A 26,335-nucleotide genomic window follows, 5' to 3' on the forward strand; every position below is an offset into this window, starting at 1 on the left:
CCGGTCCTTTACTCCAGCAGCACCGCCGCCGCAGCGGCAGCTCCGGCGGTAGGATGTGCGCCAAGCTGGCGCACATCATAACCGGTCGGTTGTTGATAAATCCGCAGGTCAAATTCAGCCAGCACGGCATAAATATGGTCAAAGATATCGGCCTGCACCGCTTCATAATAGCCCCAGGCCGTATTGCTACAAAAGGCATACACCTCCAGCGGCACGCCATGCGGCGCTGGCGCCAGTTGCCGCACCATCTGCGTCATGTCCGGATGAATATCCGGGTGCTGGCGCAGATAAAATGTCAGATAAGCCCGCAGCGTACCGATATTGGTTAGACGCCGGCTGTCCAGCACACTGCCGGTGGCTTTCTTCTGGTTCGCCGCAGCAATTTCCGGCAGTTTTTCGGCAAAATAAGGCTGCAATAAACTGGAGGCTTGTAACCTGGCCACATCGGCATCCGTCAGAAAATGAATACTACTGGCATCCAGATAAAAAGCCCGTTTGATACGGCGGCCACCGGACTCACTCATACCACGCCAGTTTTTAAAAGAATCAGAAATCAGCGCATAAGCCGGAATGCTGGTGATGGTGTTGTCCCAGTTTCGCACCTTGACGGTGGTCAGGTTCATTTCCACCACAGCCCCATCGGCGCCATATTTCGGCATTTCCAGCCAGTCACCGACCATCAGCATCTTATTGGCCGATAACTGGATGCCAGCGACAAAACCTAAGATTGGATCTTTAAACACCAATAACAACACCGCCGTCATCGCGCCCAGACCACTGAGTAACAACACCGGCGATTTACCGGACAACATCGACAAGGCCACGATCAGCGCCAGCAAAGATCCCACCAGTTTCATACTCTGGAACACACCCCGGATTGGCGTTGAACGACCAAAACCGGTATCCCGCAACATAGCTTCGATGGTATCTAACAGCGAAAAGGCGCTCAACAGGCCAAATAACAACATCCAGAGCTGGGTCGCGGCCGTCAGTAACTGCAGCGCTTCACCCTTGGCATCCAGCCAGATGTGAGCCTGCAGAGATAAAATAAAGCCCTGCGCCGTTAACGCTAGCCGGCTTAATAGTTTGTGCTGGTAAATCGCCTGCCGCCACAAAGGTGCCGACTCAGCCGCCCGCTGTCGCAACAAACGCAACACGCCTTTATGCACCACCAGATGAATGCAGACGGCTGTCAGCACAATCAGCAATAATACAATCAGCGAATAAGCCAAGTCTGGCTCCAGCCAGGATTGGGCGCTGGTCCAGTGTTGCAGTTGTTGTTTCATCGTCAGAGTGCGCATTTGTTATTCCAACTCGGCAGGCAACTGAGCCGTTGCCGGTAACACTAAAGGTTCGGGTTCCTGTTCGCTGAACAGAGCCAGTAAATCCATCGCATTGCCCTGCCAGACCTGGCCTTTACCACCCGCAAACAACTGATCGGCCAAGCCTTGCTTAAACTGCTGTAACTTCTGAACTTTTTCTTCAACACTATGCCGGACTATCAGCTTGTAAACAAACACCGCCTTGTCCTGACCAATCCGGTGCGCCCGATCCGTCGCCTGATTCTCTGCCGCCGGATTCCACCAGGGATCATAATGGATCACAGTATCGGCGGCGGTCAGGTTTAAACCGGTGCCACCCGCTTTTAAGCTGATCAGAAACACTGAATTGCCACCAAACTGGAAAGCATCGATTTGTTCCTGCCGTTTTTTGGTCTGGCCGGTCAATTTGCTGTATGAAATGTTCAGATACTGCAGTTCTTGTTCAATCAGGTTCAGCATACTGGCAAACTGACTGAATAACAGGATCTTACGGCCTTCTTCCACCATTTCAGGCAGGTTATCGCGTAACCATTGCAGTTTGGCATTGTGTTTCACCATTTTCGCCTGCTCAATCGGCACCAAGCGGGCATCACAGCAGGCCTGGCGCAACTTCAGCAGCGCATCCAGAAACTCAATCTGACTGGCCGCCACCCCTTTGCGTAAAAACAATTCCCGCACTTTGGTTTCCATCACCAGCCGGATACTTTCATACAAGTTGCGTTGATCCGATTCCAGTTCCAGCAACTGCAGAATTTCGGTTTTTTCCGGTAATTCGGTCGCCACCTGATTTTTGGTACGACGCAGGATAAAAGGCGCAATTTTGCGTTTTAACGCCGCTGAACGTTCGGCATCTGCATGTTTTTCAATAGGTTTACGATACACTTGTTGGAAATGCTGTTCTGTGCCCAGCAAGCCTGGTAACACAAAATCAAACAGCGATTTTAATTCGCCTAAATGGTTTTCCAGCGGCGTGCCGGACAAGGCCAGTTTAAAATCGGCTTTGAGCAGTCGCACCGATTGCGCCGCCTGACTGCCTGAATTTTTAATATGCTGCGCTTCATCCAAAATTACCGCACTGAACTGCCAGCGCTGATATAAGGCGATATCCCGCACCAGCAACGGATAACTGGTGACAATGATGTCGTAGTCACTGAGTTGGTCAAACCAATGCTGCCGCTTCGGGCCATACAGCTGCAACACGCTTAATTGCGGGGTAAAACGACCCGCTTCCTGCTGCCAGTTACCAAGCAGACTGGTTGGACAGACAATCAGCACAGGTTGCTGCAAGCGCCCGGCTTCACGTTCACTTTGCAGATAACTCAAGGTTTGCAGGGTTTTGCCCAAGCCCATATCATCGGCCAGTACCCCGCCCAGGCCATAAGTGCGCAGGAAACTAAGCCAATTTAAACCTTGTTGCTGATAAGGCCGCAACTCTGCTTGTAAACCCACCGGTTTGCTCACCTCGCTGATGCCGTCAAAATGATGCAACTGACTGCTGAGCCGTTCCAGCCGGCCAGCATTCAGGTACTGAATTTCCGCCGCGCCCGGCGGCGGTAATAACGCCGCTTTATAATCGGGCAACTCCAATAACAACGGCGTTTTTTGCAAATTCAGCAATTCAACAATAGTATCGATCAGCGGCTGGATCAGACTGACCGGCAGCGCCAGCTTGCCTTGCGGCAGACTGAGCCAGATATGCTGCTGACTGGTCGGCAAGCCATATTGTCGCAGCCACTGGGTAATCAGCGGTAACAGCGGCACTTGCTGACCATCAATATCGACCTGAATGCCCAGCTCAAAGCCGCCTTTTTTGCCATCCTGCACTTGTAAATAGGCCGGTGGCGTCAGGATATTCAGATTAAAATCTTCCGCTTGTTCTATCCGCCAGCCATCTGCCGTCAGATCAGACAGCGACTGCAATAACGGTTGCCATAATTCCGGGTTTTCCGGCCCATCCCCGACACTCAACAACGAAGGTTCAGGATCATCCGGTTGCGACAGCTCCACCAGCCCAAGTGCCAGCAGTCGTTCCAGAGCAGCGGTTTCAACAGCACGCTGACGTTTAATAAACACAGTGCGGCCGGGGCTGCTAATTTCCGCCTGCGACTGGGATAAATCCAGCGGCAGCAGATGTTCGGCGTAGGCGAAACTGAGCCGGGCAGCAGCCACTTTACCTAAAGCGACCACCGGCCATTGCCGCAGTTGCAGCACAGGCACAGGGGTGATATCCAACCGTTCCAGCGCCACGCCCGTTGGTACAGGCAAGCTGACTTTACCAAATAATTTCTGCAACTTACTGACGCTATCCTGCACCACGTCCAGCGGCACCGGCGGCATCCGTGATAACAACTTCAGTTCACGTCCGGTTAAATCTGTGGTTAAAGGCCCGAGCACAAAATGGGTGCTGTCCAGATAACAAGGTGGATCGGTATAAACAATTTCCAGCTCAGCGTCGTCGCCTAAATCCCACATCAACTGATGGCCGGCTTTGCCTTCCAGCCATTTTAATTGCAACTGGCGCGGCTGCCCTTGCTGCAGAGGATGGCGGGCTTCGCCAAAAAAGCAACGGCCAGTAGCGAGCAGTTGTTGCAACAACTGATAACCCCAGCCATCTTCTAACAGCGATTGTTCACGGATATTTTGCGAGCGGAACAGATTAATCAGCCGGAAGTCCTGTTCTTCAATCCAGTACGGCAGCAAATAACCGGAAAATTCATGCGGCCCAATGGTTTGACCTTTGGTATAACCACCTTTTTTATTGGTTTTGACCCGGCGCGGATACAGTTGTAAGCCGGACTGACCATAACTGAGAATGTACAGCACCACATCTTTCAGTTTCTGCACACTGGGATCCGTTTGATGCAGCCGTTCCACATCATGAAACCACTGATTTAACTGCCGTAATGGTAATTGCTGCTTGCCAGCCTGTTGCTGTTCATACACTTGTTTTAACTTCAACAGCACCGCCAGCACATGTTTACAGCGTCCACCAACCGGGCAAGTGCAAACATCGGTCAGCCGCCATTCGGCACCATGCGGTTTCAGCGACAGGTACTGCCGGTAAGGCGTCAGCGCTTCGCCCCACACCTGGGCAGTGATCTGCGTCAGCTCTTCGTTATATTCAAGTTTAATCACTTTACCGGCCTGCCAGTAAGCACGGGCACGCTGAAAAGTACCAGGATCAAACCACAGCTGCAGGGTGGCAGCGCTGATAGGAAAAACCGCGTCGGACATTAGGTCTGCAATACATTCAGGTCAGGGGGTGACTATGCTACCGCAAAAGCCGGGCTGGCCAAAGTCTGCACAGGCCATTCCAGCGCAATTTGCTGGAAAAAACTGCATTCGGTGGTTTTTTTCTCTGCCGCCGGGCTGAAGATTGCCGCAGCGACGGTATTTTTGTTATGGTGCTGTAAACATCCTCTTCTGATCTAAGGACTTTTCTGATGCGCGTCCGTTATCTTTCGTTGCTGCTGGCCAGCCTCTGCTCACCGTTGCTGTCTGGCCTGGCTTGGGCGGCTGAACAACATAAATACAGTATTCTGGTCGACAACGGCGTCAAAGCTGGCGAGCAGATTGTCGATATTGCCGATGATGGCAGTATCAAAGTCCGTTATATCTTCAAAGACAACGGCCGCGGACCTGAATTAAACGAACAGATCACCCTGGCCGCTGACGGCACCATTGCCAGTTATCAGGCTAATGGCAACTCCACTTTTGGTTCAGTGATTGACGAAAAATTCCAGCGCCAGGGTCAGCAAGCCAGCTGGCAATCCGGCAAGCAGCAGGGGCAAACCAAATTGAGCGGACCGGCCTTGTATCTGCCCGTGGAAGGTTCAGCCGAGATCTCCAGCATAGCGCTGCAGGCCATTGCCAAAAACGGCGGCAATAGTATTGCACTGCTACCATCGGGCACGCTGCAACAACAAAAAGTCAGCGAACTGATGGTCGAAAAGAACGGTGAAAAACAGCAAGTGCAGTTATTGGTGCAAACCGGCGTCGGGCTGGAACCGAGCTTTTTGTGGGCCACCACCGATAGCAAACCCAGATTATTTGCCAATATCGCGCCGGGTTATGCCACGCTGATTGCCGACGGCTGGCAACAAAACGCGACCAAAATGGCCGCGATCCAGCAGCAGGCTGAAACGCAGTTATTACAGCAACTGGCACAGGATAAAACCACAGCGCTGCCTGGCCTGACGGTGCTGCGTAACGTGCGGATTTTTGACAGCCACAGCGCCAGCCTGACCAAGCCCAGTGATATATACTTGTTACGCGGTAAAATCACCGCTATTACCCCAACCGGTACTTTGCAAACCGAAGTTGCCCAAAGTATCGACGGCAAAGGCCGCATTGTATTGCCGGGTTTATTTGATATGCACGGCCATTTATCGCGTTGGGAAGGTCCGTTGCATCTGGCGGCCGGGGTCACCACCTTGCGGGATATGGGCAATGATAACCAGACCTTACAGGCGATTATCGATGAAACCCGCGCCGGCGATCTGCTGGCGCCAAGCGTGGTCCCGACCGGTTTTCTGGAAGGCGAAAGCCCCTATTCAGCCCGCAACGGCTTTGTGGTGAAGGATCTGGCCGGTGCTAAAGCGGCCATTGACTGGTATGCCGCCCATGGTTATCACCAGCTGAAAATTTACAACTCATTCCCCAAAACCATTTTAAAAGATACCGTCAGCTACGCCCACAGCCGTGGTTTAAGAGTCAGCGGCCATGTGCCGGCCTTTTTAAAGGCTGAGGATGTAGTCGCCGCCGGCTTTGATGAAATTCAGCATATTAATCAGTTACTGCTGAATTTCCTGGTCAAGCCCGACACGGACACCCGCACCCTGGAGCGGTTTTATCTGCCGGCCAAACAAGTGGCAGCCTTAGATCTGCAGAGTCAGCCGGTGCAGGATTATATTCAGTTGCTGAAAAGCCGCGCTGTGGTGGTTGATCCGACCTTAGCCACTTTTGATTTCCTGAAAAAAGTCGACGGCACTGTGGGCGACCCATGGCAAGCCATCGTCAGCCACCTGCCGCCCGATCTGCAGCGTACTTACAGCACAGCCGAGCTGGATATCCCTGATGCCGCCACTGCAGCTTTGTATGCCAAATCCTATGCGAAAATGGTGCAGTTTGTCGGTATGTTGTATCAGGCAGGCGTAGTGGTCGTCGCGGGCACTGACGAATTGGCTGGCTTCACCTTACAGGGTGAGCTGGAACTGCTGGTCAAAGCCGGTTTAACCCCGGCGCAGGCCTTGCAGGTGGCCACTCTGACTGCAGCTCAGGTCAGTCAGGTCGCCGACCAAAAGGGCAGTATCAGTGTCGGCAAAGATGCCGATCTGCTGTTACTGGAGGCAGATCCAACCCAAGACATCAGCAATATCCGGCAGTTGACATTGGTGATCACGCAGGGCAAAGCCATTTATCCAACGGATTTATACCAGGCCATTGGCATCAAGCCTTTTGTCAGCGCTAAACCTGCCATCATCAAAACGGCAGTCACCCCAGCGCAGCAGACTGGTCAGGCTGGCCGCAACCACAAGCATAAACATTAAGCTGCAGCGCCGGGGCTGCGGCCCCGGCTGCAAACAAGCCAATTGCACTATTCTGGTAAACGTTGTAAAAACTCTGGCGGCAGCAGCCAAACCTGCTCAGGCCGGGCTTCGTGGGGGCGCTGCCAATTTTTACTGACGGATAAGGCGAGTTGACCTGTTTCTATTGACGCCGCCACCGCACAAAGGGTCACGCCATCCAGCGCGATAGCGACCAAACCAGCAGCGGATAAACTAAATAACTGACTGCCGCATGCTGCCCAGGGTTGCTGTGCGACCAATAATTGTCGTGAGCCTAATTGCACCAGAGTCTTTAGCTGGTGCTTTTTATCTAACACGTAGGATTGTTGCTGCCAGCGTAGCTGCTGTTCGCTGAGATCAGTTAACAATAACAAACTCCGGCCATGCTGCTGTTGTAATGGACCGGTTTCCACCGCCAACAACAGCTGATTGCCATGCTGCGCGGCAGCCTGATAACGAACAAACTGCCCGTCTGTGGGTTCGGCGAACAAGATCCGGCGCTGGCAAAGCGCTAAATCCAGCAGCCAGATATCTGCCGCCACCCCGGTAGCATGAGGTTGGAAAATCGTTGTTTTGCCAGCGGTTAACCAAGGCGATTGCATGCCATTCACACCGCTACTGATCACCTGCTGTGACCAATCAGGGAAACAGTGCAGAATTTTTTGTTGCACCTCTAAGGCAGCTTCAGCTTCCACATCGTGAAACTCAGTTTCTTGCACCTGTGCAGTGGCAGACAGATAATGAAATGTATAGAGATCCTCATCGCCATCCGAAACCGACAGTGCTAAGCCACTGGCAGCCCAGGTCATCTCAATAGCAAAAGCACCGTAGACTGCAATACCTGCGGTGCTGGTGGCGGGGATCACCGACTTGGCTGGCAACGATAAATCAACCGGCATCACAACAGCTTCAGTCGCGACCAGCGGCTCAGGTGAGCGCTTAGCAGGCACGCTCCGCTGATTAGCTACTGCCAGTTGCTGGCCATCCGGTGAAAACGCCAGCAACACAGGCTCACCTGCCAGGCTGAATGACTGCACCAGTTGGCGCGGCACGACATAATACGGGGTAGCTGTTCGCACAGTTTCGACGTTAAACAAGCCGCGTTGTGGCTGGCCGGCGTTGGCAAGCAGCGGTGCAGCTACCCAGCAGAGCCCACATGCTGCAACAAAGCTGCGCCACCACAGCAAATGAGCAAAATTTACTGCGGTTGATCTTGGTCGGATCAGGATCTTCATTGTAACCTCCATGTTAATAACGTGGCGGATTATCAACCCTGTCCGAAACAGAGTCAATGTGGAAACGACAAGGTCCTAACGCAAAAAAATGTTGCAACAGCAATTTCGGTCAAGCCTCCGTCACTGGCTGTCATTATGATAAAGCAAATACCACACAGGAATTTCAAATGGCAAACAGAGTAGTAAGGCTCAGCCAGGTGCTCGGACTGATTGACCAGCAACTGCTTGACCAACAACTGGAGAATAACCTCAATCTGGAGAGCCTGTGTGCTGAAGTTGGCTTGTCGAAGTATCATTTTCATCGCTGGTGCTCACTTTGTTTTGGCATGCCGGTGATGACCTTACTCAGACAATTGCGGCTGAAACGGGCAGCTTATCAACTGGCCTACCGGCCACAGCTCTCCATTATTGAAATTTCGCTACAGGCAGGTTATGACAGCCATGCCGGCTTTAGCCGTGCCTTTGGCCGTGCTTTTGCGCAAAATCCCAGTCAGTTTCGTCAAAACCCCGACTGGCAATACTGGCAAACCCAGTATCAAAAAGTCAGACAGCTAAGGACACGTACTATGGGCAATACTCTCAGTTATCAGGTTGAACTGGTCGAAGTGCCGGCCCTACCGCTGGCTGTGATGAGTCATCGAGGCGCACCACAGTTATTGGGCCAGACGATTCGCCACTTTATTGCCTGGCGCCGGGCCAATCAGTTGCCGCCTGAGCGCAGCCGGACTTTTAACCTGTTGTATGACGATCCCAGTCAGGTCAGTGCGGACGAACATAGATTTGATCTGGCCTGCAGTCTGGCACATTGGCCAGCCGATCGGCCATTGCCGGCAGCCATCGCAGCCGATGCCCCGGCGGTGTTCCGCTTGACCCTAGCAGCAGGTTGCTGCGCCCGGATCCGGCATTATGGCAGTGATGATCGGATTGGACAGGCCGTGCAGTATTTATATCAGCAATGGTTACCGCAAAGCGGCCAGCAGTTAGGCGATTTTCCACTCTTTTTTGAACGGGTTAAATTTTTCCCCGACGTCAGCGAAAGCGAGATGATCACCGATATTTATTTACCACTGCGCGGCGAGTAAGGTTCGGCCTTTAGCCCGCAGGCTTCCGGCCTACTCACGGCAGGACTGACTTAACTGCGTTTGGTGGCGCAGCGACGCCAGAACAGACCGGCGGCAACCAGCATCAACAGAGGCCAGGCCGGGCTTTCCGGTACAGCTTGCAACACCGGGTTGGCCAGCACTTTGACGTCATCAAGGAAATTACCGACAGTGCCATTGTTCAGCGAGGTAAAACGCAAAGTTGTGGTGGTATCAGTGGCAACAAAACTGGTTTTAAATAAGCTCCAGCTGTTGGTTTTATGGTCATCCACAATTTGATTTAAATCCGCGACTGTGACGCGGAAAGATTCGTTTTCACTGGCGCGGGCGCGATACGCAAACGACAGATCATAACGGGTACCAGTCACAGTGGTAAAAGGCTGAAAAATAGACCAGGCGCCACTATTACCGCCATCGGCATTCAGCTCGGCATGGATCAGGCCATCAGCCGCTTTCACATTATATAATTGGTGCCATAACTCAATGTTACTGCCTTGCCAGCCGCTGACTTTGCTGCTGTTCATCACAGTCCAGCTGTTTTTCGGTAAGTTATTGGCTTCAAAGCTGCCATTGAGAATCAAATTGGCGTGGCTGGCGACAGGTGCCAGCAGCGCAACAAATATCAGGGATTTCAGACTGAATAACTGCATCATAGCTCCGGACTGCTGGGGCGGCGATATTGCCTGTGCCGGGCATTTTACAGGCCTGACACTGGTCTGAACAGTATTATTTTTAAGCAGCGGCAAATTTTTGCCGCTGCTCAGTCAAGTCGGGTAGTCAAACCGGCGTTAAGATGGATTAGCCGCAGTTCTGGGCACAAACTCCAACACTGTGGCATTAATACAAAAACGCCGTTGCCCGGCCGGACCGTCTTCAAACACATGGCCTAAATGAATCCCGGATTGTGCAGCCCGAATTTCGGTGCGTTGCATGCCATAACGGTGATCCGGTTTTTCCAGCACCGCGCCGGCGATTGCTTTAGTAAAAGACAACCAGCCCGTGCCGGAATCAAAACGATCGCGGGTGTCAAATAAAGCAGCACCGCTCAGTTTGTCAATAAAAACACCATCCGGGGTATTTTTGAAAATTTCATATTGCTGACAAAAACGGCCATCGGTGCCTTCATCAAAGGCGACATTAAATGCCTCTGATTCACCCAGTTTAAAGTGACCCAAAGCCCGGTAAAAATCGGCAGCCGACATCGCGCCTTGCCGGCCAAAGACTTCTTTGCCGTCCTGCAAAAACAGGATAGTCGGGGTGGCCCAGGTCGGTGTCTTCAGCGTCAGCCCCTGTAACTGCGATGCCAACCGGAACGTGAGCGGAATAGTACCGCGATAATCGTTCGCTACTTGTTGTTTAAACTGCTCGCAATAAGGACAGTAGTCAGCAGCATCAATCACCAGAATCTGTTTGCCTTGCAGTAAAGGCATATTGTCCGGCGCTGCTGTTGCCGTGTTGACACTAAAACGCACCCCCGTCGAATGATCAGGGCAATAACCCATTGGGTTTTTCGCCAGATAATCCTGATGATAGTCTTCGGCCGGATAAAAGCGCTCAAGGGCTGCGACTTTAGTCACAATAGGACCGTAACCAGCGGCCTGATCCAGCAATTGCTGATAAGCAGCCTTGACCCTGAGCGCTGTCTGTTGCTGTTGCGGCGTGCTGAACAAAATAGTCGAACGATACTGAGTGCCAATATCATTGCCCTGCCGGTTCAATTGGGTTGGATCATGTTGTTCAAAATAAAACTGTAAGATGCGTTCGGTACTGATGATTTGCGGATTAAAAGTGACCTTCACCACTTCAGCAAAATTATTCGGATCCTGCCGGTATTTAGGCTGCGTGATCACCGCGTAACTTGGCGCTAAACCACGACCATCGGCATAACCAGACACGGCATCTAGCACGCCCGGCAATGCCTGATAACGTTTTTCTACGCCCCAGAAACAACCAGCCCCCAACACAATAGATTCTAACTGCACAGTGCCTGCCATATCCGAAGGCACTGCCATGGCTGCCGTTTTCAGCTCCATCTGACTGCGGCCAGGTAGTGGCCACACTAACAGGGTTACCAGCAATATCGCTGTTGCAGTGCAACAAGCCAATATCCAATCTTTCATCAGTCACTCCGGAACATTCATTTGCCACCCGTGGGCTGTTCATCAAGACCGGTGAAGAGGGTTTTTACATTCAACCAGGTAAATCAAGACCTGGCTCAACTGAGCAACAACCACAACATCAGGCCATGGCATAACAGCACCACCCTGGTCAGCCGCTGGCGTAATTTCAGATAAGCCGGGTGGTACAGTTGATCCAGGCCAAACCAGCGCTCACCAAGTCGTAAAGCCAGAAACAACAACAATTCGATGCCAATCAACCAGACATCAGGTAATAAGCCGGCCAGAAAACTCAGCACCGGAATACTGACGGCAAAGACTGCCAGCGGCCGCAGCGGTGCTTGTTGCGACCAGACCGGCCACAACACACCAGCCATAAAGGCCAGAATAATTGCGCTGTAACGCTGAAATAATGCCGGCGCCTGCAGCTCAGGCCAGAGTGGAAATGCACTGAGCAGTGTCAGTAACAGAAAAGGAATTAAACCGGCATAACCTAACACTTGTAAGAATTTCATCTGGCGCTGTTCTCATCTGATGCTGCACGAAGGAAGACTGTTGTTGCTGTGTAGTGACTATACGGCAACAACAGCAGATTGGATCCGGCCGCAGTCTGGCGTAGCCGTTGTTGACTAAGGCAGACTAAGGGCGATACCGACAAAAATAATGGCGCCCACATAATGATTGTGCAAAAAGGCGCGGAAACAGCCATCGCGGCCTTGTCGGGCCAACCTATGTTGATAGAAAAAACACACCAGCGTCAGCAGCAAAGCGATACTAAAAGGCTGGCCCAAGCCTGCTATAGCTCCAGCCCATTCCAGTAACGCCAGCATCGACAGTTGTAACAACGCAATAGCCCACAGGGTATAACGACCAAAGAACCGGGCGCTGGATTTCACCCCAATCTTTTCGTCGTCAACCTGGTCGACCATGGCATAAAAGGTGTCATAGGCCACAGTCCAGCATAAATTGGCGCCATATAACAACCAGCACAATAATGGCAACTGCCCCTGCACCGCCATAAAACTCATCACCATTCCCCAACTGAATGCTGCGCCCAGCACCACTTGTGGCAGTTGGGTGACCCTTTTCATCAGCGGATAACAAGCCGCCAGTGCCAGTGCCACCGGTGCCAGCAACACCGTCTGCCAGTCCAGCCACAACAACAAACTGGCGGACAACAACACCAACACGGCAAACAACTGCAAAGCCTCAACCGGACTGACGAGTCCGGCTGCCAATGGGCGGTTTTTGGTGCGCTCCACAGCGCCATCAAAACCACGGTCGGCATAATCGTTGATGACACAACCGGCCGAGCGCATCAGCAATACCCCAATAGCAAACACGGCAATCAGCGGTAAATCCGGCAAACCACCACTGGCCAGCCATAAAGCCCAACCCGTTGGCCACAACAGCAAATAGGTCCCAATCGGCTTATCCAGCCTCATCAGTTGTTGATAATAAGACCAGTGGCTGGCCTGTAATTGCCATTTCATCTAAGTATCCAGAGTTGATAAAAACACTTCCTGCACCAGCAATTCATGTTGTTGCACAGCAAAATAGGAACGTCTGCCCCAACATGGCCAGTTGACATCGTCGACCGCCGCCAGCTGTAAACCGTCGTGAAAATAGGCCACTTCAATCGCACTGCGTTGTACATCAGCTTGCTGGAAAATAACTTCCCCCAACGGCTGGTTGCCCAACTGGCTTAGCTGTTGTAAAGCCAGCACTGTACTAAGCGGTAACCAGCTTTGCGCAAAGACACAAGGCTGGCCAGCCAGCAGTAATAACACTTCCCGTTTGATGCCAATGGCTTGTTGCCAGCGCACCGCCAGTGCCGCCGGTAAAGCGGTCTGTTGTTGTTGCAGCAGTTGCAGGTTGAACGCCGGATCATAAGCCTTCAGCCGGGCAGTCAGTGAACCCGGACATAGCAGCCAATCGTGCCAGCCTGAAGGGATCTGATGCTGCTGCGGCAAACTCCAGCCAGAAAAATCAAAAATATTATCTACTTGCGTCATGGTCATCACAACTGCAGCCCATTCTGAAGGCGGCATCATAACAACTTCATCGGTTTTTTTCAGCAATGCCAGCTGCGCACAGTTAAATCTGCTGCCCTGAATTGCGCTCGCAGCCAAATCAATACATATTCACTGCACTGAGCGACAAAATCCGGCTCTTTGGCCCTGTTAACAGGATAGCCAGCCGCCACGGCCTCAGGTACACTTGTTAACATAATCAATCTGGTTTCACTCAGTGTGGTATCAATGAAAAATTTTACAGCGCTTATTTTGTTGTTTTGCTCAAGCCTGGTGATGGCACAACAAGCCGCAGCGCCTGCCGCGCCGGCTAAAGCCAAAGTGGTGTACTACGGCTTTGATCCTGACATTGTCACCAACTATGTCACCACCGGCCAAAAGAGTTTAGGTTATGTCAGGGTGACAATGGAGCTGATGATTAAAGATGAGAAATTTCTGCCGCTGGTGGAACATCATGAGCCCATGATCCTCAATGCCATCGTCAGTGTGTTTGGCAAAGAACAGGAAGATTCCATCAAGTCTCTGACCGGCCGCGAAGAAATCCGGATTAAAATTTTGAATCAACTCAATGAGCTGATGAAAAAAGAAACCGGTGCTGCCGTGGTGCAGGATGTGTTGTTCACTAAATATTTGTATCAGTAATAGCCCCTGCCGCAGGCATCCAGCGCGGCAGGCAATCTAGCGCTACCAGTCTAATGGCGCTGTGTGGCTGCAACCGGTTGCAATAGCGCAAAGGCCATACCGGCAAGCAAACCACTTAAATGGGCCCAATTGGCGGTATTGACCCACAGCAGATCCATAAAGCCAAGCAGCAGGAAAAACAGCGCCAAACCAATATCCCAGCGACTTAGCCGCAGCGCTTGCGCCGGGAAACGCCAGCCGTAGATCCAGATAAAACCAAGCACAGCATAAACCACGCCAGACAAGCCGCCGAAATGCTCACCTTGTAGCAGAAACTGCGCACAGTTACTCAGTAATGCCGCCGACAACGACATCAGCAGTAAAGGACCCGCCCCCAGTTGCTGTTCAATCCGGCCGGCAAACAACCACCAGGCCAGCAGATTAAACATCAGATGCGCAGCAGAAAAATGTAACAACGCCGGGCTGAGCCAACGCCAGTCCAGCCAGGACTGCTGCCACTGCGCCGCACTAAAAAACTTCAGCGCCTGATAAGTGTCGCCGGGCCAGACTTGTTGCAGGATAAATACCAGCACACAAAGATAAGCCACCGCCTGAGTCCAGAGTCCGGCCGCTGCACGCATCTGGCGCCACAGCTGATGCAGGCCTGAATCCATCGGTTGCGCCAGCGGCACACCATGCTGCCAGGCGGCAGCATTATATTTCGCCGCATCCGGCGCACTGGCAAACTCCTGCAGCGCAGTCAGTACTTCAGCAGCGCAATGGTCAGCGCTGTATAAGGCGATTAATTGCGGTTCTAAAGTGACCAGACTGACTTCCCAACCGCAACTCAGACAATAATCAGCAAACACCCGCGCCTGAGCAGCCGAGTAGAGTTCCGCAACTTGTTGCATCAGTGCTTAATCCTGGCTGCTGACATGAGGAAAATTATGTCGCCAACCTTCAAAACCGCCATCCATACTGTAGACCTGCTCAAAACCTTGTTGCACCAGATACTGCGCCGCCCCCCGGCTTGAGTTGCCGTGATAACACACCACCACCACCGGCTGGCTGAATTCATGTTGCTGCATAAATTGCTGCAAAGTGCCATTGGTCAGATGAAAAGCGCCGGCAATATGGGCTGCCTGAAAACTTTGTTCATCCCGAATATCGGCAATCACCACCTCACCTTGCTGTAATTTCGTCACGGTGTCGGTGATTGAAATATGCTGAAAATCTGACATCTGCGTCTCCACTGCTGGCTTTTGAAAAGCGCATGGTAGCGCAAAGCGGTAAAAATAGCAGCCGCAGAAAAACTTGCATTCATCGCATCAGGCTATTAACTTCATATTAACGATGCCAGATTGTTCTGGTTACGCCACCATCAATTCAGCGGGAGTCAAACGTATGTTCAGTCTGATCACTTTATTAATCATTGGGTTAGTGCTGCTTTATAGCATCGCCATCTTTAACGAGCTGGTGAAACTGAAAAATCGTTTTCAAAATGCCTTTGCCCAAATTGAAGTCCAGTTGCAACGTCGTTATGACCTGATCCCGAATTTAGTCGAAACCGCCAAAGCTTATATGGCGCATGAGCGCGATACGCTGGAAGCCGTGATCCAGGCGCGAAATACCGCTGCCGGCAATCTGAAAGTCGCGGCCAACAATCCCGGGGATAGTGGTGCCATTCAGCAACTGGCCGGGGCGGAAGCTGCGTTACAAGGCGCCATGCAAAAATTCAGCCTGGTGATGGAGGCCTATCCAGAGCTGAAAGCCAGTCTGAATATGCAACAACTCAGCGAAGAGCTGACCAGTACCGAAAACAAAGTGGCTTTTGCCCGGCAGGCTTTTAATGACGCCGTCACCAGCTATAACAGTTACAAACAAAGTTTTCCACCTGTGCTGCTGGCCGGCGCTTTTGGCCATCAGCAGGATGCCCGGCTGCTGGAATTTGCCGACAGCGCCCAAATTCAAGCCGCACCTAAAGTTAGTTTCTAACGCCGATGGCGATCGATTTTTTTGCCGCCCAGGATCAGGCCCGCCGAAATACCCGCTGGCTGGTCGTACTGTTTGGGTTGGCCGTGCTTAGTTTATTGCTGCTGACGAATCTGCTGGTCTGCCTGACTTTTGCCATCATGATGGCTGCCGACGAGCCAACGCCGGTGCTGACTGAACTGGCCGCAACACCGCAGTGGTCAGATTTGCCTTGGCCAGTGATAGGCATAACCAGTGCCCTGGTGCTGTTCGTCATCACTGTGGTTATCCTGCTCAAGCAAGCTGAACTCAGACAAGGCGGTCAGGTGGTGGCACTGGCGTTGGGTGGACGGCGCCTGGATCACCCGCAGGCCGATGCCGCCCAGTTGCGTTTACTGAACGTGGTCGAAGAAATGGCCATCGCAGCTCAGTTACCAGTACCACCGGTATATCTATTGGCTGAACCAGGCATCAATGCCTTTGCCGCCGGTTTTAGCGCTGCCGATGCGGTGATTGGCGTCACTGAAGGTTGCTTGCAGCAACTCAACCGCGAACAGTTGCAAGGCGTCATCGCCCACGAATTTAGTCATATTCTCAATGGTGATATGCGGTTAAATATCCGGCTGCTGGCTTGGTTGCATGGCATTTTATTTGTCGGCCATGCCGGTTACTTTTTGCTGCGCAGCGGTGCCGGCAGCAATGGCAGCCGTAAAAGTAAGGACGGTGGCGCGCCATTATTATTGCTGGCGCTTGGTCTGATGCTGCTCGGATATCTTGGCTCTGTGTTTGGTAACCTGATTAAAGCAGCGGTGAGCCGGCAACGGGAATATCTGGCAGATGCCAGTGCTGTGCAATTTACCCGCAATCCACAAGGTTTGGCCGGCGCTTTGCAACAGATTGCCCACCATCAGCAACATGGTCGTATCCAGCACCCGAATGCGGATGAGCTGACCCACTTGTTTTTTGCCGAAGCACTGCAGCGCTGGACCCAACTGTTTGCCACCCATCCACCATTATCCAAACGGATTGCCAGATTGCAGACCGGTTTTGACCAAGCCCAGCCGACGACTGAGGTTGCAGCTGTTGCGGCCAGCTCGCACACATCGGCGCAGCTCTCTGGTGCCTGTGCAGTTGCGCTCCAGACCACAACAGTATCATTGGCAGAATGGGATGCGGCATTGCTTGATGGCTGTCGCCAGGTGCGTGCTGCACCGGCCCTATTATGTTGTTGTCTGTTGGTGCCGGACTCATTAGATTCTCTTTTCGATCAGCAGATTAGCTTGTTGCAGCAGCATGGTGGCGCTGATTTTGTCAGCCAGTGCCAGCAGTGGTTACCCCAAGTCAGGCCACTACAACCCTTAAAGAAACTGCAACTATTTCAACTGCTGATCCCGACCTTAAAACAACTCAGCGCCAGTCAGTTTGCCCAATTACGGCAATTGGCGGCCGCGCTCAGTACCATGGACGGTCAGCAGGATTTGCTGGAATGGTCGTTGCTGAACTGGTTGCATTATTGTGTGCAAAACCAATTTCAGGCCGACAGCAGCAGCCGGCAGACTTTAGCGACAGCGTCGGCGCCGATATTACAACTACTCAGTGTTTGTGCCAGCCAGAATCCAACCGCTGCGGCCGGGCAAAGTGCCTGGCTGGTTGGTTTGATCCTATTGCAACTGCCTGCCACAACGGCACGACCGGCGGCCAGTCTGAGCAGCTTACAAACCATGCTACCGCAATTGCTGCGTTGTCCACCAGCGCAGAAAAAACTGTTATGGCAGATGTTAAACGCTGCTGTGCGGGCCGATCAGCACCAGCTCGCCAATGAGCAGTTATTGTTGCAGGCGATGGCGATGTTGCTGCACATTCCGGTGCCTTGGCCGGCTTGATCTGTGCCTGCGTCATACCCTTGGGTCATGCCGGGCGTAATTTATCCTTTAGCTATCTCGTCAGCTTAGGTAGAATATGCGCCTGTTTCTAAGTCGGTGGACCCCATGTCTGAACAACGCTTGTTTTTAGTTTACGACGCAGCCTTTGATGATATGGATGCTGAAGGCTGTCCGGCCTTTGGTTATGTGTTGTTATTCAGTGAACAGGATATGCAGGAATATCAAAGTGGTGAAAATCCGCCGTTTCCAGCCGTATCGCTGTTATTTACCGATCATGCCGATGGCAGTATCAGTGGTGATTTACTTGGCTGGGCCCAACTGGATGCTCAGGTATTTCAAACCTTCCCGTTAGGTTACTTTTTCATGCTGATGGAGCAAGCGGCGCAAGTGGCCATTAATGCCTACCGCCAGGTCGGTCATGTGCCGGATAAACTGATTGCCCAGCATCTGCCAGAGGATGATTTAATTCAGTTTGATGTCCAGTTTGGTGATTTGCAGTTGTCCGACAGTGATGCCGAATTGCAGTTGCAACAGCAAATGATGGCAGGCCGGCCCTACCTGGATTCATAAAGTCACAGTGGACCGGATCCGGTTAGCTGCCGCCGCCGTAGATAGCGTTTTTGCCTGCAGGCAGTTTTAATGACACATCACAAACTCAATTTGCCGGAAAAAATTTGCCCGCGCTGTGGCCGGCCTTTTAGCTGGCGGAAAAAATGGCAACTGAATTGGCCGCAAGTGAAATTCTGTTCCGAGCGTTGCCGTCGCCAAAGCTAAGCACCTTGTCGCTTTGAACCGCTACAGACTATCTTTTAGGGTGCCCCCTACCCAAAAGCTTGGCGCTGGATATACTAGAACGATTTTCTGTGCTGGCCGCGCCAGCCCCATTTACACATTGCAGTCTGCTGCCGGAGTCTGGTGCATGGTTAAACCTATTGATATGTCTATGGTCGAAAACGCGTTGGCCGGTTTTACCATACCGCCGCAACCTGATGTGTTATTGCGGATCAAGCAGGAAATCGAACTGGAAGATCCGGATATCAATACCATAGCGACCTTAATCAATATGGATGTCGGTATTGCTGGTTTTACCCTCAAAGTCGTTAATTCCGCTTATTTCGGCTTAAGACGTAAAATCAGCTCGATTGAACATGCCTGTAAATATCTCGGATTGAACCGGGTGATCAAACTGGTCAGTAGTGTGGTGCTGAGATTTACTTTAAGTGACGGCCGCAGCGATCCTTTTACCCTGAAATTGTGGAACAGCGCGATGAATGTCGGCAGTGCCGCTATGCTGATTGCACAACAATTAAGGCTTGGCAGTGATTGTGTCGATGACTGTTATTCAATAGGCCTGTTTCACAACGCCGGTATTGCGCTGATCCAGGCGCAGTTTCCGGATTACGCCAAAGTGATGAAAGTGGGTCTGAGCAATCAACTGGCATTCTGTGATATCGAACAACGTTATTTCCATACCAACCATGAAACGCTGGGTTATCTGATTGCAGAAGCCTGGGGGCTGGCGCCGGAAATTGTTCAGGTGATTGCTTATCACCACTCCACCGAACAAATGTTGTTATCGACCGATTTATATGCCAAACGCTTGTTCGCCATTTTGAAACTGGCCGAGTATTTAACCGGCGAAGAAGCGGCTTTATTTGGTGTTGCCAACGAGCAGGAATGGCGACTGCATGGCGAGGCCATTCTGGATCTGCTGGAACTGGATGAAATGCAGTTACCGGATTTAGGCGATTATTTATTACAAAACGGCATTGAAAACCACTTCCACCGCTAACAGAACCATCCTCAGCACGGCAGTTTGCCGTGCTGAGTTCAGCTTTCAGGGCAACCGCCGCCACACTTCCCGTTCCACTAATTGACCCGCTTCATAACGTTCATTCAGCCAGCGGTCCTGCTGCAACTGAAATCTGAATTGAAACTGCTGGCCAATTAATGGCGCATACGAAGCAAATTCAGGCACTTCAATATATTGGTCTTGCAAAATGCGTACGCTGCCCGCTGCGGCGGCATAAAACTGGTTATTTTTATGGCTGACAAAACTAAAATGATTGCCGGCAACGACTTTAATACTTTGCATCCTGGCGGTGGCATATTCAATGGCCTGGCCATTCTGATAAACCACGCCGGACTCCAGGCGCCAACTCCCTTCTAACGGATGGGCTGCCGCAGTCGTAACCAATGGCATCAGGCTTAAGCCCAACAGACAAACCATCCTTTTCAGTTGCTGCAACAACATGCGGTTTCCTTTTGCTGATGGCTGACATCACTGTCGCAGCCAGTTTGGATTGATGAAAAAAACAGCTTACCCTGTGATCAGGTAGATTGCACTGCTTTTGGGCTACATCGCGATAGTCAGTCCAATCCGGCCGCAGATTGCACCAGCCTTGGGCAGTTGAATACGTATTCATCTTGTTGTTGCTGGCAATTCAAGTTATCAAAGCGGACACAACAACAAAGCTCAGCCACGCCGGTCCGGCACAAGCGCCGGGATCAGCCAAAGAGTTCATAATATAACCAGTAACTTAGCATCTGCTATGCTACAACTTTGCCTGCCACCTTCGCAGGCTTTGCAGACGGGGAATCATCATCATGCAGCAGGCAAAGCCTCAGCTCAGCTTTTGGCAAATCTGGAACATGTGTTTCGGCTTTTTAGGGATCCAATTCGGTTTTGCCTTGCAAAATGGCAACGTCAGCCGGATTTTTCAAACTTTAGGCGCCAGCATCGACGAAATTCCGATCTTATGGATCGCCGGTCCGCTGACCGGTTTACTGGTCCAGCCGATCGTCGGTTATTTCAGTGACCGCACCTGGAATAAATTAGGCCGCCGTCGGCCCTATTTCTTTTATGGCGCCGTCTTAACCACTATGGCGCTGTTTTTTATGCCAAATTCGCCCAGTCTTTGGATGGCTGCCGGCATGCTGTGGATTTTAGATGCGTCCATTAATATCACCATGGAACCGTTCCGCGCTTTTGTCGGTGACAATCTGAACCAGCAACAACGGCCGCTGGGTTTTTCGATGCAAAGCTTTTTTATTGGCATCGGCGCCGTCGTCGCCTCAGCCCTGCCATACATTCTGAATAACTGGTTTGATGTTGCCAACACTGCAGCTGCCGGCGAAATTCCGCCAGCGGTGAAATATTCGTTTTATGCCGGTGGTGTGGTGCTGTTTGCCAGCGTGCTCTGGACAGTGATGCGCTCCACCGAGTACAGCCCGGCACAACTGGCCGCCTTTGAAGCTGCCGAGCAGCAGCACAGCAGCACTGAACCGCTGAATCAGCGTTTTTACTGGCAAACTGGTACTGTGTTTGCGGTATTGGGCCTGGCAGCGCTGGTGCTGGTTTATCAGTTCAGTCTTGATCAGCAGTTGTATGTGTTAGGGGGGTGTTTACTGGCTTTTGGTCTGTTGCAGTATCTGGCCAGCCAGCTGAAAAAGCAGCACTTGTGCAGCAATACAACGGCCAGCCAAACGAACTCTGGCATGCTGGTGCAGATTGTGGATGATTTGTTCAGTATGCCGCGGCGGATGAAACAGCTGGCGGTGGTGCAATTCTTCTCCTGGTTTGCATTATTCGCGATGTGGATCTACACCACAGCGGCAGTAACCTCAGTGCACTATGGCAGTTCAGATCCAACCAGCGCCGCTTATAACGATGGCGCTGACTGGGTGGGTCTGCTGTTTGCGATTTACAACGGTTTTGCCGCCATCGCTGCCATTCTGATCCCTTGGGTGGTGAAACGCAGCTCGCTACAAATCAGCCACAGCCTGAACCTGATCTGTGGCGCTTTGGGCCTGATGTCGTTTTTGTGGATCAAAGATCCTTCCTTGTTATGGCTGTCGATGATTGGCGTCGGTATCGCCTGGGCATCGATCCTGTCCCTGCCCTATGCCTTGCTGGCAGATTCACTGCCCAGCCACAAAATGGGCGTCTATATGGGCATGTTTAACTTTTTCATCGTGTTACCACAGTTACTTGCGGCGGCTGTGCTTGGCAGCTTACTGAAAGTATTTTTCCACGGTGAAGCTATTTACGCACTGGCATTAGGGGCTGGCAGTCTGCTGCTGGCGGCCTTGTACGTACTGACGATTAAAAGTGATCACCATTGATAAAACTGACCTGTGCTGCTGACAGGTGTTTGAGGACCTTAAGATGAAATCTGTGTTTACCCTGACGCTGCTCAGCAGCGCTTTGCTGCTCACCGCCTGTCAGCCCGCGTCGCAGCAAGCTCAAACAGAGCCAAGCGCTCTGACGGCACCCGGAGCGCCAGGGGCGGCTTCAACCTGGTCTTATGCTGGTAAAACCGGTATTGGCACCTCCTATGAGCAATATTTGCAAGGTCAGTACAGCGATCAGGCTGCGACCGGGACTGTGTCCAAAGTCTGGTTCTCGCTGGCGCAGGGCATTGTGACCGAAACCATGTGGGGCCTGATCCATCAGGCACAATTACGTGAGTTACAGTTTGTGGTCAAAGGGGATGGTTTTGTTGATGAAGAAAAAACGGCCACCAGTAGCAACATCGACTACCTGCACAAAGATGCCGCCGGCCGGCCGCTGTCGCTGGCTTATAAAGTGGTGAATAAGGCCCGCAACGGTCAGTACGAAATTGAAAAACATATCTATACAGATCCGGACAGTCAGTCTCTGGTGATCCGCAGTTATTTCCGGGCGCTGGCAGACAATCTGCAAGTCTATGTCTATCTGGATCCAGCCCTTGGCAATACTGGCAGCAATGACAGTGCCAGTGTCAGCCAGCAACAAATTCACGCCAGCGAAGCGGGTCATCATCTGACACTGCAAAGCCAACCCGCCTTTATCCAGGCCAACGTTGGTTTTGTTGGCAACTCAGATGGCCTGACCGGGCTGAAACAGCAAGGTCAGCTGCAACACTGGTATCAGAGTACTGGCGCTACCGCTGGAAATGTCGCTGCCCTGGCGCAACTGCCAGCAGTCGCCAAGGGACAAACCGCACAGTGGGATCTGGTGCTGGGCTTTGGTCAGAACCAGCAACAAAGCCAACAAAGTGTCAGCAGTACCTATAGCCGTGGGCTGGATACAGTGCTGGCGAATTACCTTGGCACAGGCGATGCCATCGGCTGGCAGGATTATCTGGCGAGCTTGCCACAGTTAAGCAGCATGCAGCAAAACAGTATGGATCAAGGGAAATTACTGTACACCAGCGCTATGGTGCTTAAAGCGCAGGAAGATAAAACCCATGCCGGCGCCTTAATTGCGTCCTTGTCCAATCCATGGGGCGAAGTGAAATCGGCCGAAAACAGCCAAACCGGCTATAAGGCGGTCTGGCCACGGGATTTTTATCAGGTCGCGATGGCGATGCTGGCGCTGGGTGATACCCAAAGCCCAAAAGTGGCGTTTGAATATCTGCAAAAAGTTCAGGTCAGTAGCAGCACACCAGGCTATCAGGGCACCCCAGGCTGGTTTTTACAAAAAACCCATGTCGATGGCACCCTGGAATGGGTGGGTATTCAGTTAGATCAAACGGCGATGCCGATTATGCTGGGCTGGAATTTATGGCAGGCAGGCTTATTGGATCAAGCAGAACTTGATCAATGGTACCAACAGATGCTAAAACCGGCAGCAGACTTTCTGGCCAGGGGCGGCAAGGCCAAGCTGGACTGGAATGAGATTACACTGACGCCACCTTACACCCAGCAAGAGCGCTGGGAAGAACAAGGCGGTTATTCACCTTCTACCATAGCGGCCATCATCAGTGGTTTGGTGACAGCGGCTGATATTGCCAAAGCCTGCGGCGATCACAGCAATGCTGATGTCTATCTGACCAAGGCCGATCAATACTCGGCTGAATTAGAACAGCTGACGTTTACCAAAAATGGCAATCTGCAACAAGCACCAAGCGATGGCCAGTATTATCTGCGGATCAACAGCAATAAAGATGTGGCTGATAAAAGTCTGCTGGAAGATCGCAATGGTCAGGGCCAAATCAATGAAAGCGATGTCATCGATGGCGGCTTCCTGGAACTGGTCAGGTATGGTGTGCGCCGCGCCGATCACCCGGCAGTGCTGGCGACTTTAGGCGAACTGGACGATCAAAGCTTGCCGGATGCACTGCGGGTCAAGTATGAATTTAGTTTTGCCGGCGTCGAAGGCAAACTGCCAGGCTGGCGTCGTTATGGTCTGGATGGTTATGGCGAAGATATCGTGACTGGGCTGGGTTATGCCACAGGCGCTGGCGATAGCAATACCGCCGGTCAGCGTGGCCGGGTCTGGCCAATTTTCTCCGGCGAACGCGGCCATTATCAACTGGCGTTGTTACTGCAGCAAAAAACCGACCCGCAGCAACAGCTAACTGCAGCCCAACTGCAGCCACTGCGACAGAATTATGTGCAAGCAATGGAAAAATTTGCCAATGCCGGCATGATGTTGCCAGAGCAGGTTTGGGATAATGTCGGTGCCAATCAGCATTATCAATATCAGTCGGGTCAGGGCACCAATGGCGCTACACCACTGGCCTGGAGCCATGCTGAATATATCAAGTTACTGCGCTCAATCCAGGATCAGCGGGTCTGGGATCAATATCAGCCAGTGCAACAACGTTTTATGGCAACCCCCTAATATTCGTCATGCTCAGGACCAAGCGCTAACATTATTATCAATCCGGAGGCATCAGATCCGCGACCTTGCAACTGATGCTTCCTTGCCACAACAAGGGTCTGATCTCAGTTACGATCAAATATTGCCAATTTTTCCTCTCTTAACCCCACAATACTCCATTCAACATTACGAATGTAATGGTTATGTGTAGAAAGTGAAACTTCCACAACCTGTCACATTTTGTGTCACCCGATTTTATGTTCGATTCATAGTAAGTTAAATTCAAGCTTAAGACATGTGTTGTCATTGTTTGCTGCGAATTTATGAAAATATCCTTTAAAATTAACATTTTAACATAGATCCCAGCTATGCGTATCACTTCAAGTTCAAGTATTTTAGTTTTCAAATAATTGATATTTTCGTGATATTTGTTTTTTTGCTTCCATTTTTTATTTTAATCAAATTACACTAAAGTCACCAATGAATGACTAAGCATTTTCAATTTACGTCATTTTTATTTACAGAAATAAAAACGAGGCTACCGCAACAGATGAGTGTATCTGTCATAAAAGCGAAAATACGGATGTGTATTGATGAGGATGCCTTAACTAAGGCTATTTATTCTGAAGTCAATCATGGAAAATTTATCAAGCGTAGCAACATAGGCGGATGGCACTCAACATATAAATTACATGAAATTGAAAATGAACACTTTAACCAGCTGTCTGTTCAAATACTAGATTTCTGTAACCACTTACTGCTTACGAATTGTTCTTCAAAGCATTCGAAGAATTTTGTGCTTTCACAGTTTTGGTTTAATTTAAATAAATCGGGTCATTGGAATGCACCTCATAAACATTTGAATGAAAACACATCTGATGATTCTTTAAATTCTTGTGACTGGTCGGGAGTGTATTATTTTAAAAACGGGATCGATGACTGCTCTCAAAGCTATGGTGGCGAATTGATTGTTTTCCACTCTGATAAATTAGGCATGGTTAATCATTTGGTAATAAAACCGGAAAAAGATCTTCTAATTTTGTTTCCTTCATATGTTCTACATATGGTTGCACCTCTTCATAGTAATTTAGATAGAATTTCTTTTGCCTTCAATATATCAGATAGGTCTTAGCATAATGAATAAATTATCGATTGATATAATTCTAAATTATGAAAATAAAAATGTAGTCGAATCTTTCTCTAAAAAATACAAAATAAATTTCAATGACAGTAAAAAAATATTCGAAGACATGCTCCGTTTTTTATATCTCGGCCATTACTGCAACAAAAATGGAATTGAAATAAAATTGTTTATCGACCACTCAATTGCGATCATAGATGAAATGTGGCACTTATTCATTCTCCACACACATGATTATCATTCATTTTGTGAAAAATATTTCGGTTGCTTTATACATCATACACCGACATCGGTTTCAGAAAAAATATACTTTTCTGATTTAACTTCAAAAATGAGTAAAGAGGATGTAATTGCTCTTCTTCAAGAAAAGAAAAGACCTTTTTATTATCTTGTTTACGAATTTTTTGGAGAAGAAGTATTTAAGCGTTGGTTTGTCTATTACAAAAAGTACTCATTTATTTAATTTAACAAAGGAAATGTTATGTCCAATCAAAAAATTGAAGATAAAATTGAAATGGTTGAGGAAGTTATTTTAGGGGTAATCGAACACTCCTTACTCGAACACGTCAGCGGTGGTGCGGAAATGTGTCAATATTCGTGTAGTTTACTTCAGGGGCAGGAAAAGTGTCAGATTGACTTCCCAGTTTTACCACCTAATCTTGAAGCTTAATTAGAGTGGATACGCTTCTCTTATAAAATGGTTGATGGATTGCCATATGCAGTCTATCAACTTTTTATAGTTCCTGTTGTTGGAGA

General features: G+C 50.7%; 24 protein-coding genes. 13 read left to right on the top strand and 11 right to left on the bottom strand.

The genetic code is table 11. The features are described 5' to 3' along the window. Positions 1-8: 8 nt before the first annotated feature. Both AC53GJ_RS20060 and AC53GJ_RS20065 read right to left on the bottom strand, forming a co-directional pair. The gene (locus AC53GJ_RS20060) at positions 9-1,301 is read right to left on the bottom strand and encodes a mechanosensitive ion channel family protein (RefSeq protein WP_496730169.1); all 1,293 of its coding nucleotides are present in this window, start codon (positions 1,299-1,301) and stop codon (positions 9-11) included. 3 nt (positions 1,302-1,304) lie between these two features. Beyond that, the gene (locus tag AC53GJ_RS20065) at positions 1,305-4,556 is read right to left on the bottom strand and encodes a DEAD/DEAH box helicase (RefSeq protein WP_496730170.1); all 3,252 of its coding nucleotides are present in this window, start codon (positions 4,554-4,556) and stop codon (positions 1,305-1,307) included. A gap of 209 nt (positions 4,557-4,765) precedes the next feature. Here AC53GJ_RS20065 and AC53GJ_RS20070 point away from each other — a divergent pair, with 209 nt between their 5' ends. Continuing rightward, positions 4,766-6,871 (top strand): amidohydrolase family protein, encoded by a 2,106-nt coding sequence (locus AC53GJ_RS20070; RefSeq protein WP_496730171.1) that lies wholly within the window; start codon positions 4,766-4,768, stop codon positions 6,869-6,871. A 47-nt stretch (positions 6,872-6,918) separates the two neighbouring features. Here the strand turns inward: AC53GJ_RS20070 and AC53GJ_RS20075 are convergent, their stop codons facing one another. Then, a complete protein-coding gene (locus tag AC53GJ_RS20075; RefSeq protein ID WP_496730172.1) occupies positions 6,919-8,124 on the bottom strand; it encodes a hypothetical protein in 1,206 nt (401 codons plus the stop codon). Between the two features lie 167 nt (positions 8,125-8,291). Between AC53GJ_RS20075 and AC53GJ_RS20080 the strand changes: the two genes are divergently transcribed. Continuing rightward, on the top strand, positions 8,292-9,206 hold the full coding sequence (locus AC53GJ_RS20080) for an AraC family transcriptional regulator (protein WP_496730173.1): 915 nt from the start codon (positions 8,292-8,294) through the stop codon (positions 9,204-9,206). Between the two features lie 50 nt (positions 9,207-9,256). Here AC53GJ_RS20080 and AC53GJ_RS20085 read toward each other — a convergent pair whose 3' ends face one another. From AC53GJ_RS20085 to AC53GJ_RS20105, 5 genes are all read right to left on the bottom strand, one after another. Continuing rightward, on the bottom strand, positions 9,257-9,877 hold the full coding sequence (locus tag AC53GJ_RS20085; RefSeq protein WP_496730174.1) for a DUF642 domain-containing protein: 621 nt from the start codon (positions 9,875-9,877) through the stop codon (positions 9,257-9,259). Positions 9,878-10,012: 135 nt separating this feature from the next. Further along, positions 10,013-11,344, bottom strand: a complete 1,332-nt coding sequence (msrA, locus tag AC53GJ_RS20090; protein WP_496730175.1) for a peptide-methionine (S)-S-oxide reductase MsrA — start codon at positions 11,342-11,344, stop codon at positions 10,013-10,015. Between the two features lie 95 nt (positions 11,345-11,439). Further along, on the bottom strand, positions 11,440-11,856 hold the full coding sequence (locus tag AC53GJ_RS20095) for a DUF3429 domain-containing protein (protein ID WP_496730176.1): 417 nt from the start codon (positions 11,854-11,856) through the stop codon (positions 11,440-11,442). A gap of 114 nt (positions 11,857-11,970) precedes the next feature. Beyond that, positions 11,971-12,834 carry a 4-hydroxybenzoate octaprenyltransferase gene (ubiA, locus tag AC53GJ_RS20100; RefSeq protein ID WP_496730177.1) on the bottom strand — a complete coding sequence of 288 codons (864 nt, stop codon included), beginning with the start codon at positions 12,832-12,834 and terminating at the stop codon, positions 11,971-11,973. Next, positions 12,835-13,395, bottom strand: coding sequence for a chorismate--pyruvate lyase family protein (locus tag AC53GJ_RS20105; protein WP_496730178.1), 561 nt, complete (start codon positions 13,393-13,395; stop codon positions 12,835-12,837). A gap of 207 nt (positions 13,396-13,602) precedes the next feature. Here AC53GJ_RS20105 and AC53GJ_RS20110 point away from each other — a divergent pair, with 207 nt between their 5' ends. Continuing rightward, the gene (locus AC53GJ_RS20110; protein WP_496730179.1) at positions 13,603-14,016 is read left to right on the top strand and encodes a flagellar basal body-associated protein FliL; all 414 of its coding nucleotides are present in this window, start codon (positions 13,603-13,605) and stop codon (positions 14,014-14,016) included. A 50-nt stretch (positions 14,017-14,066) separates the two neighbouring features. Here the strand turns inward: AC53GJ_RS20110 and AC53GJ_RS20115 are convergent, their stop codons facing one another. Together AC53GJ_RS20115 and glpE are read right to left on the bottom strand one after the other, a co-directional pair. Next, the gene (locus AC53GJ_RS20115; RefSeq protein ID WP_496730180.1) at positions 14,067-14,906 is read right to left on the bottom strand and encodes a rhomboid family intramembrane serine protease; all 840 of its coding nucleotides are present in this window, start codon (positions 14,904-14,906) and stop codon (positions 14,067-14,069) included. A 6-nt stretch (positions 14,907-14,912) separates the two neighbouring features. Beyond that, positions 14,913-15,236 carry a thiosulfate sulfurtransferase GlpE gene (gene glpE, locus AC53GJ_RS20120; RefSeq protein WP_496730181.1) on the bottom strand — a complete coding sequence of 108 codons (324 nt, stop codon included), beginning with the start codon at positions 15,234-15,236 and terminating at the stop codon, positions 14,913-14,915. 163 nt (positions 15,237-15,399) lie between these two features. Between glpE and AC53GJ_RS20125 the strand changes: the two genes are divergently transcribed. The 5 genes from AC53GJ_RS20125 to AC53GJ_RS20145 all read left to right on the top strand — a co-directional run bounded on the left by AC53GJ_RS20125 (position 15,400) and on the right by AC53GJ_RS20145 (position 19,641). After that, positions 15,400-15,990: a LemA family protein gene (locus AC53GJ_RS20125; protein ID WP_496730182.1), complete on the top strand. Its 591-nt coding sequence runs from the start codon at positions 15,400-15,402 to the stop codon at positions 15,988-15,990. Positions 15,991-15,995: 5 nt separating this feature from the next. Then, positions 15,996-17,849, top strand: a complete 1,854-nt coding sequence (locus AC53GJ_RS20130) for a M48 family metallopeptidase (RefSeq protein WP_496730183.1) — start codon at positions 15,996-15,998, stop codon at positions 17,847-17,849. A 105-nt stretch (positions 17,850-17,954) separates the two neighbouring features. Further along, a complete protein-coding gene (locus tag AC53GJ_RS20135; protein WP_496730184.1) occupies positions 17,955-18,419 on the top strand; it encodes a hypothetical protein in 465 nt (154 codons plus the stop codon). Positions 18,420-18,488: 69 nt separating this feature from the next. Continuing rightward, on the top strand, positions 18,489-18,623 hold the full coding sequence (locus AC53GJ_RS20140; protein WP_496730185.1) for a DUF2256 domain-containing protein: 135 nt from the start codon (positions 18,489-18,491) through the stop codon (positions 18,621-18,623). Positions 18,624-18,768: 145 nt separating this feature from the next. Continuing rightward, positions 18,769-19,641: an HDOD domain-containing protein gene (locus tag AC53GJ_RS20145; RefSeq protein ID WP_496730186.1), complete on the top strand. Its 873-nt coding sequence runs from the start codon at positions 18,769-18,771 to the stop codon at positions 19,639-19,641. Positions 19,642-19,686: 45 nt separating this feature from the next. Here AC53GJ_RS20145 and AC53GJ_RS20150 read toward each other — a convergent pair whose 3' ends face one another. After that, complete coding sequence (locus tag AC53GJ_RS20150) at positions 19,687-20,103, bottom strand: hypothetical protein (protein WP_496730187.1); 417 nt, start codon at positions 20,101-20,103, stop codon at positions 19,687-19,689. Positions 20,104-20,456: 353 nt separating this feature from the next. Here AC53GJ_RS20150 and AC53GJ_RS20155 point away from each other — a divergent pair, with 353 nt between their 5' ends. The 5 genes from AC53GJ_RS20155 to AC53GJ_RS20175 all read left to right on the top strand — a co-directional run bounded on the left by AC53GJ_RS20155 (position 20,457) and on the right by AC53GJ_RS20175 (position 26,249). Next, positions 20,457-21,974 carry an MFS transporter gene (locus AC53GJ_RS20155; RefSeq protein WP_496730188.1) on the top strand — a complete coding sequence of 506 codons (1,518 nt, stop codon included), beginning with the start codon at positions 20,457-20,459 and terminating at the stop codon, positions 21,972-21,974. 43 nt (positions 21,975-22,017) lie between these two features. Further along, positions 22,018-24,459, top strand: coding sequence for a glucan 1,4-alpha-glucosidase (locus AC53GJ_RS20160; RefSeq protein WP_496730189.1), 2,442 nt, complete (start codon positions 22,018-22,020; stop codon positions 24,457-24,459). Between the two features lie 463 nt (positions 24,460-24,922). Beyond that, a complete protein-coding gene (locus AC53GJ_RS20165; protein ID WP_496730190.1) occupies positions 24,923-25,570 on the top strand; it encodes a putative 2OG-Fe(II) oxygenase in 648 nt (215 codons plus the stop codon). Between the two features lie 4 nt (positions 25,571-25,574). Next, entirely contained in the window at positions 25,575-26,042 is a 468-nt protein-coding gene (locus AC53GJ_RS20170; protein ID WP_496730191.1) for a UCP032817 domain-containing protein, read from the top strand. A gap of 18 nt (positions 26,043-26,060) precedes the next feature. Then, a complete protein-coding gene (locus AC53GJ_RS20175) occupies positions 26,061-26,249 on the top strand; it encodes a hypothetical protein (RefSeq protein WP_496730192.1) in 189 nt (62 codons plus the stop codon). Positions 26,250-26,335: the final 86 nt, after the last annotated feature.

The organism is Rheinheimera sp. B2H12 (assembly GCF_059620065.1).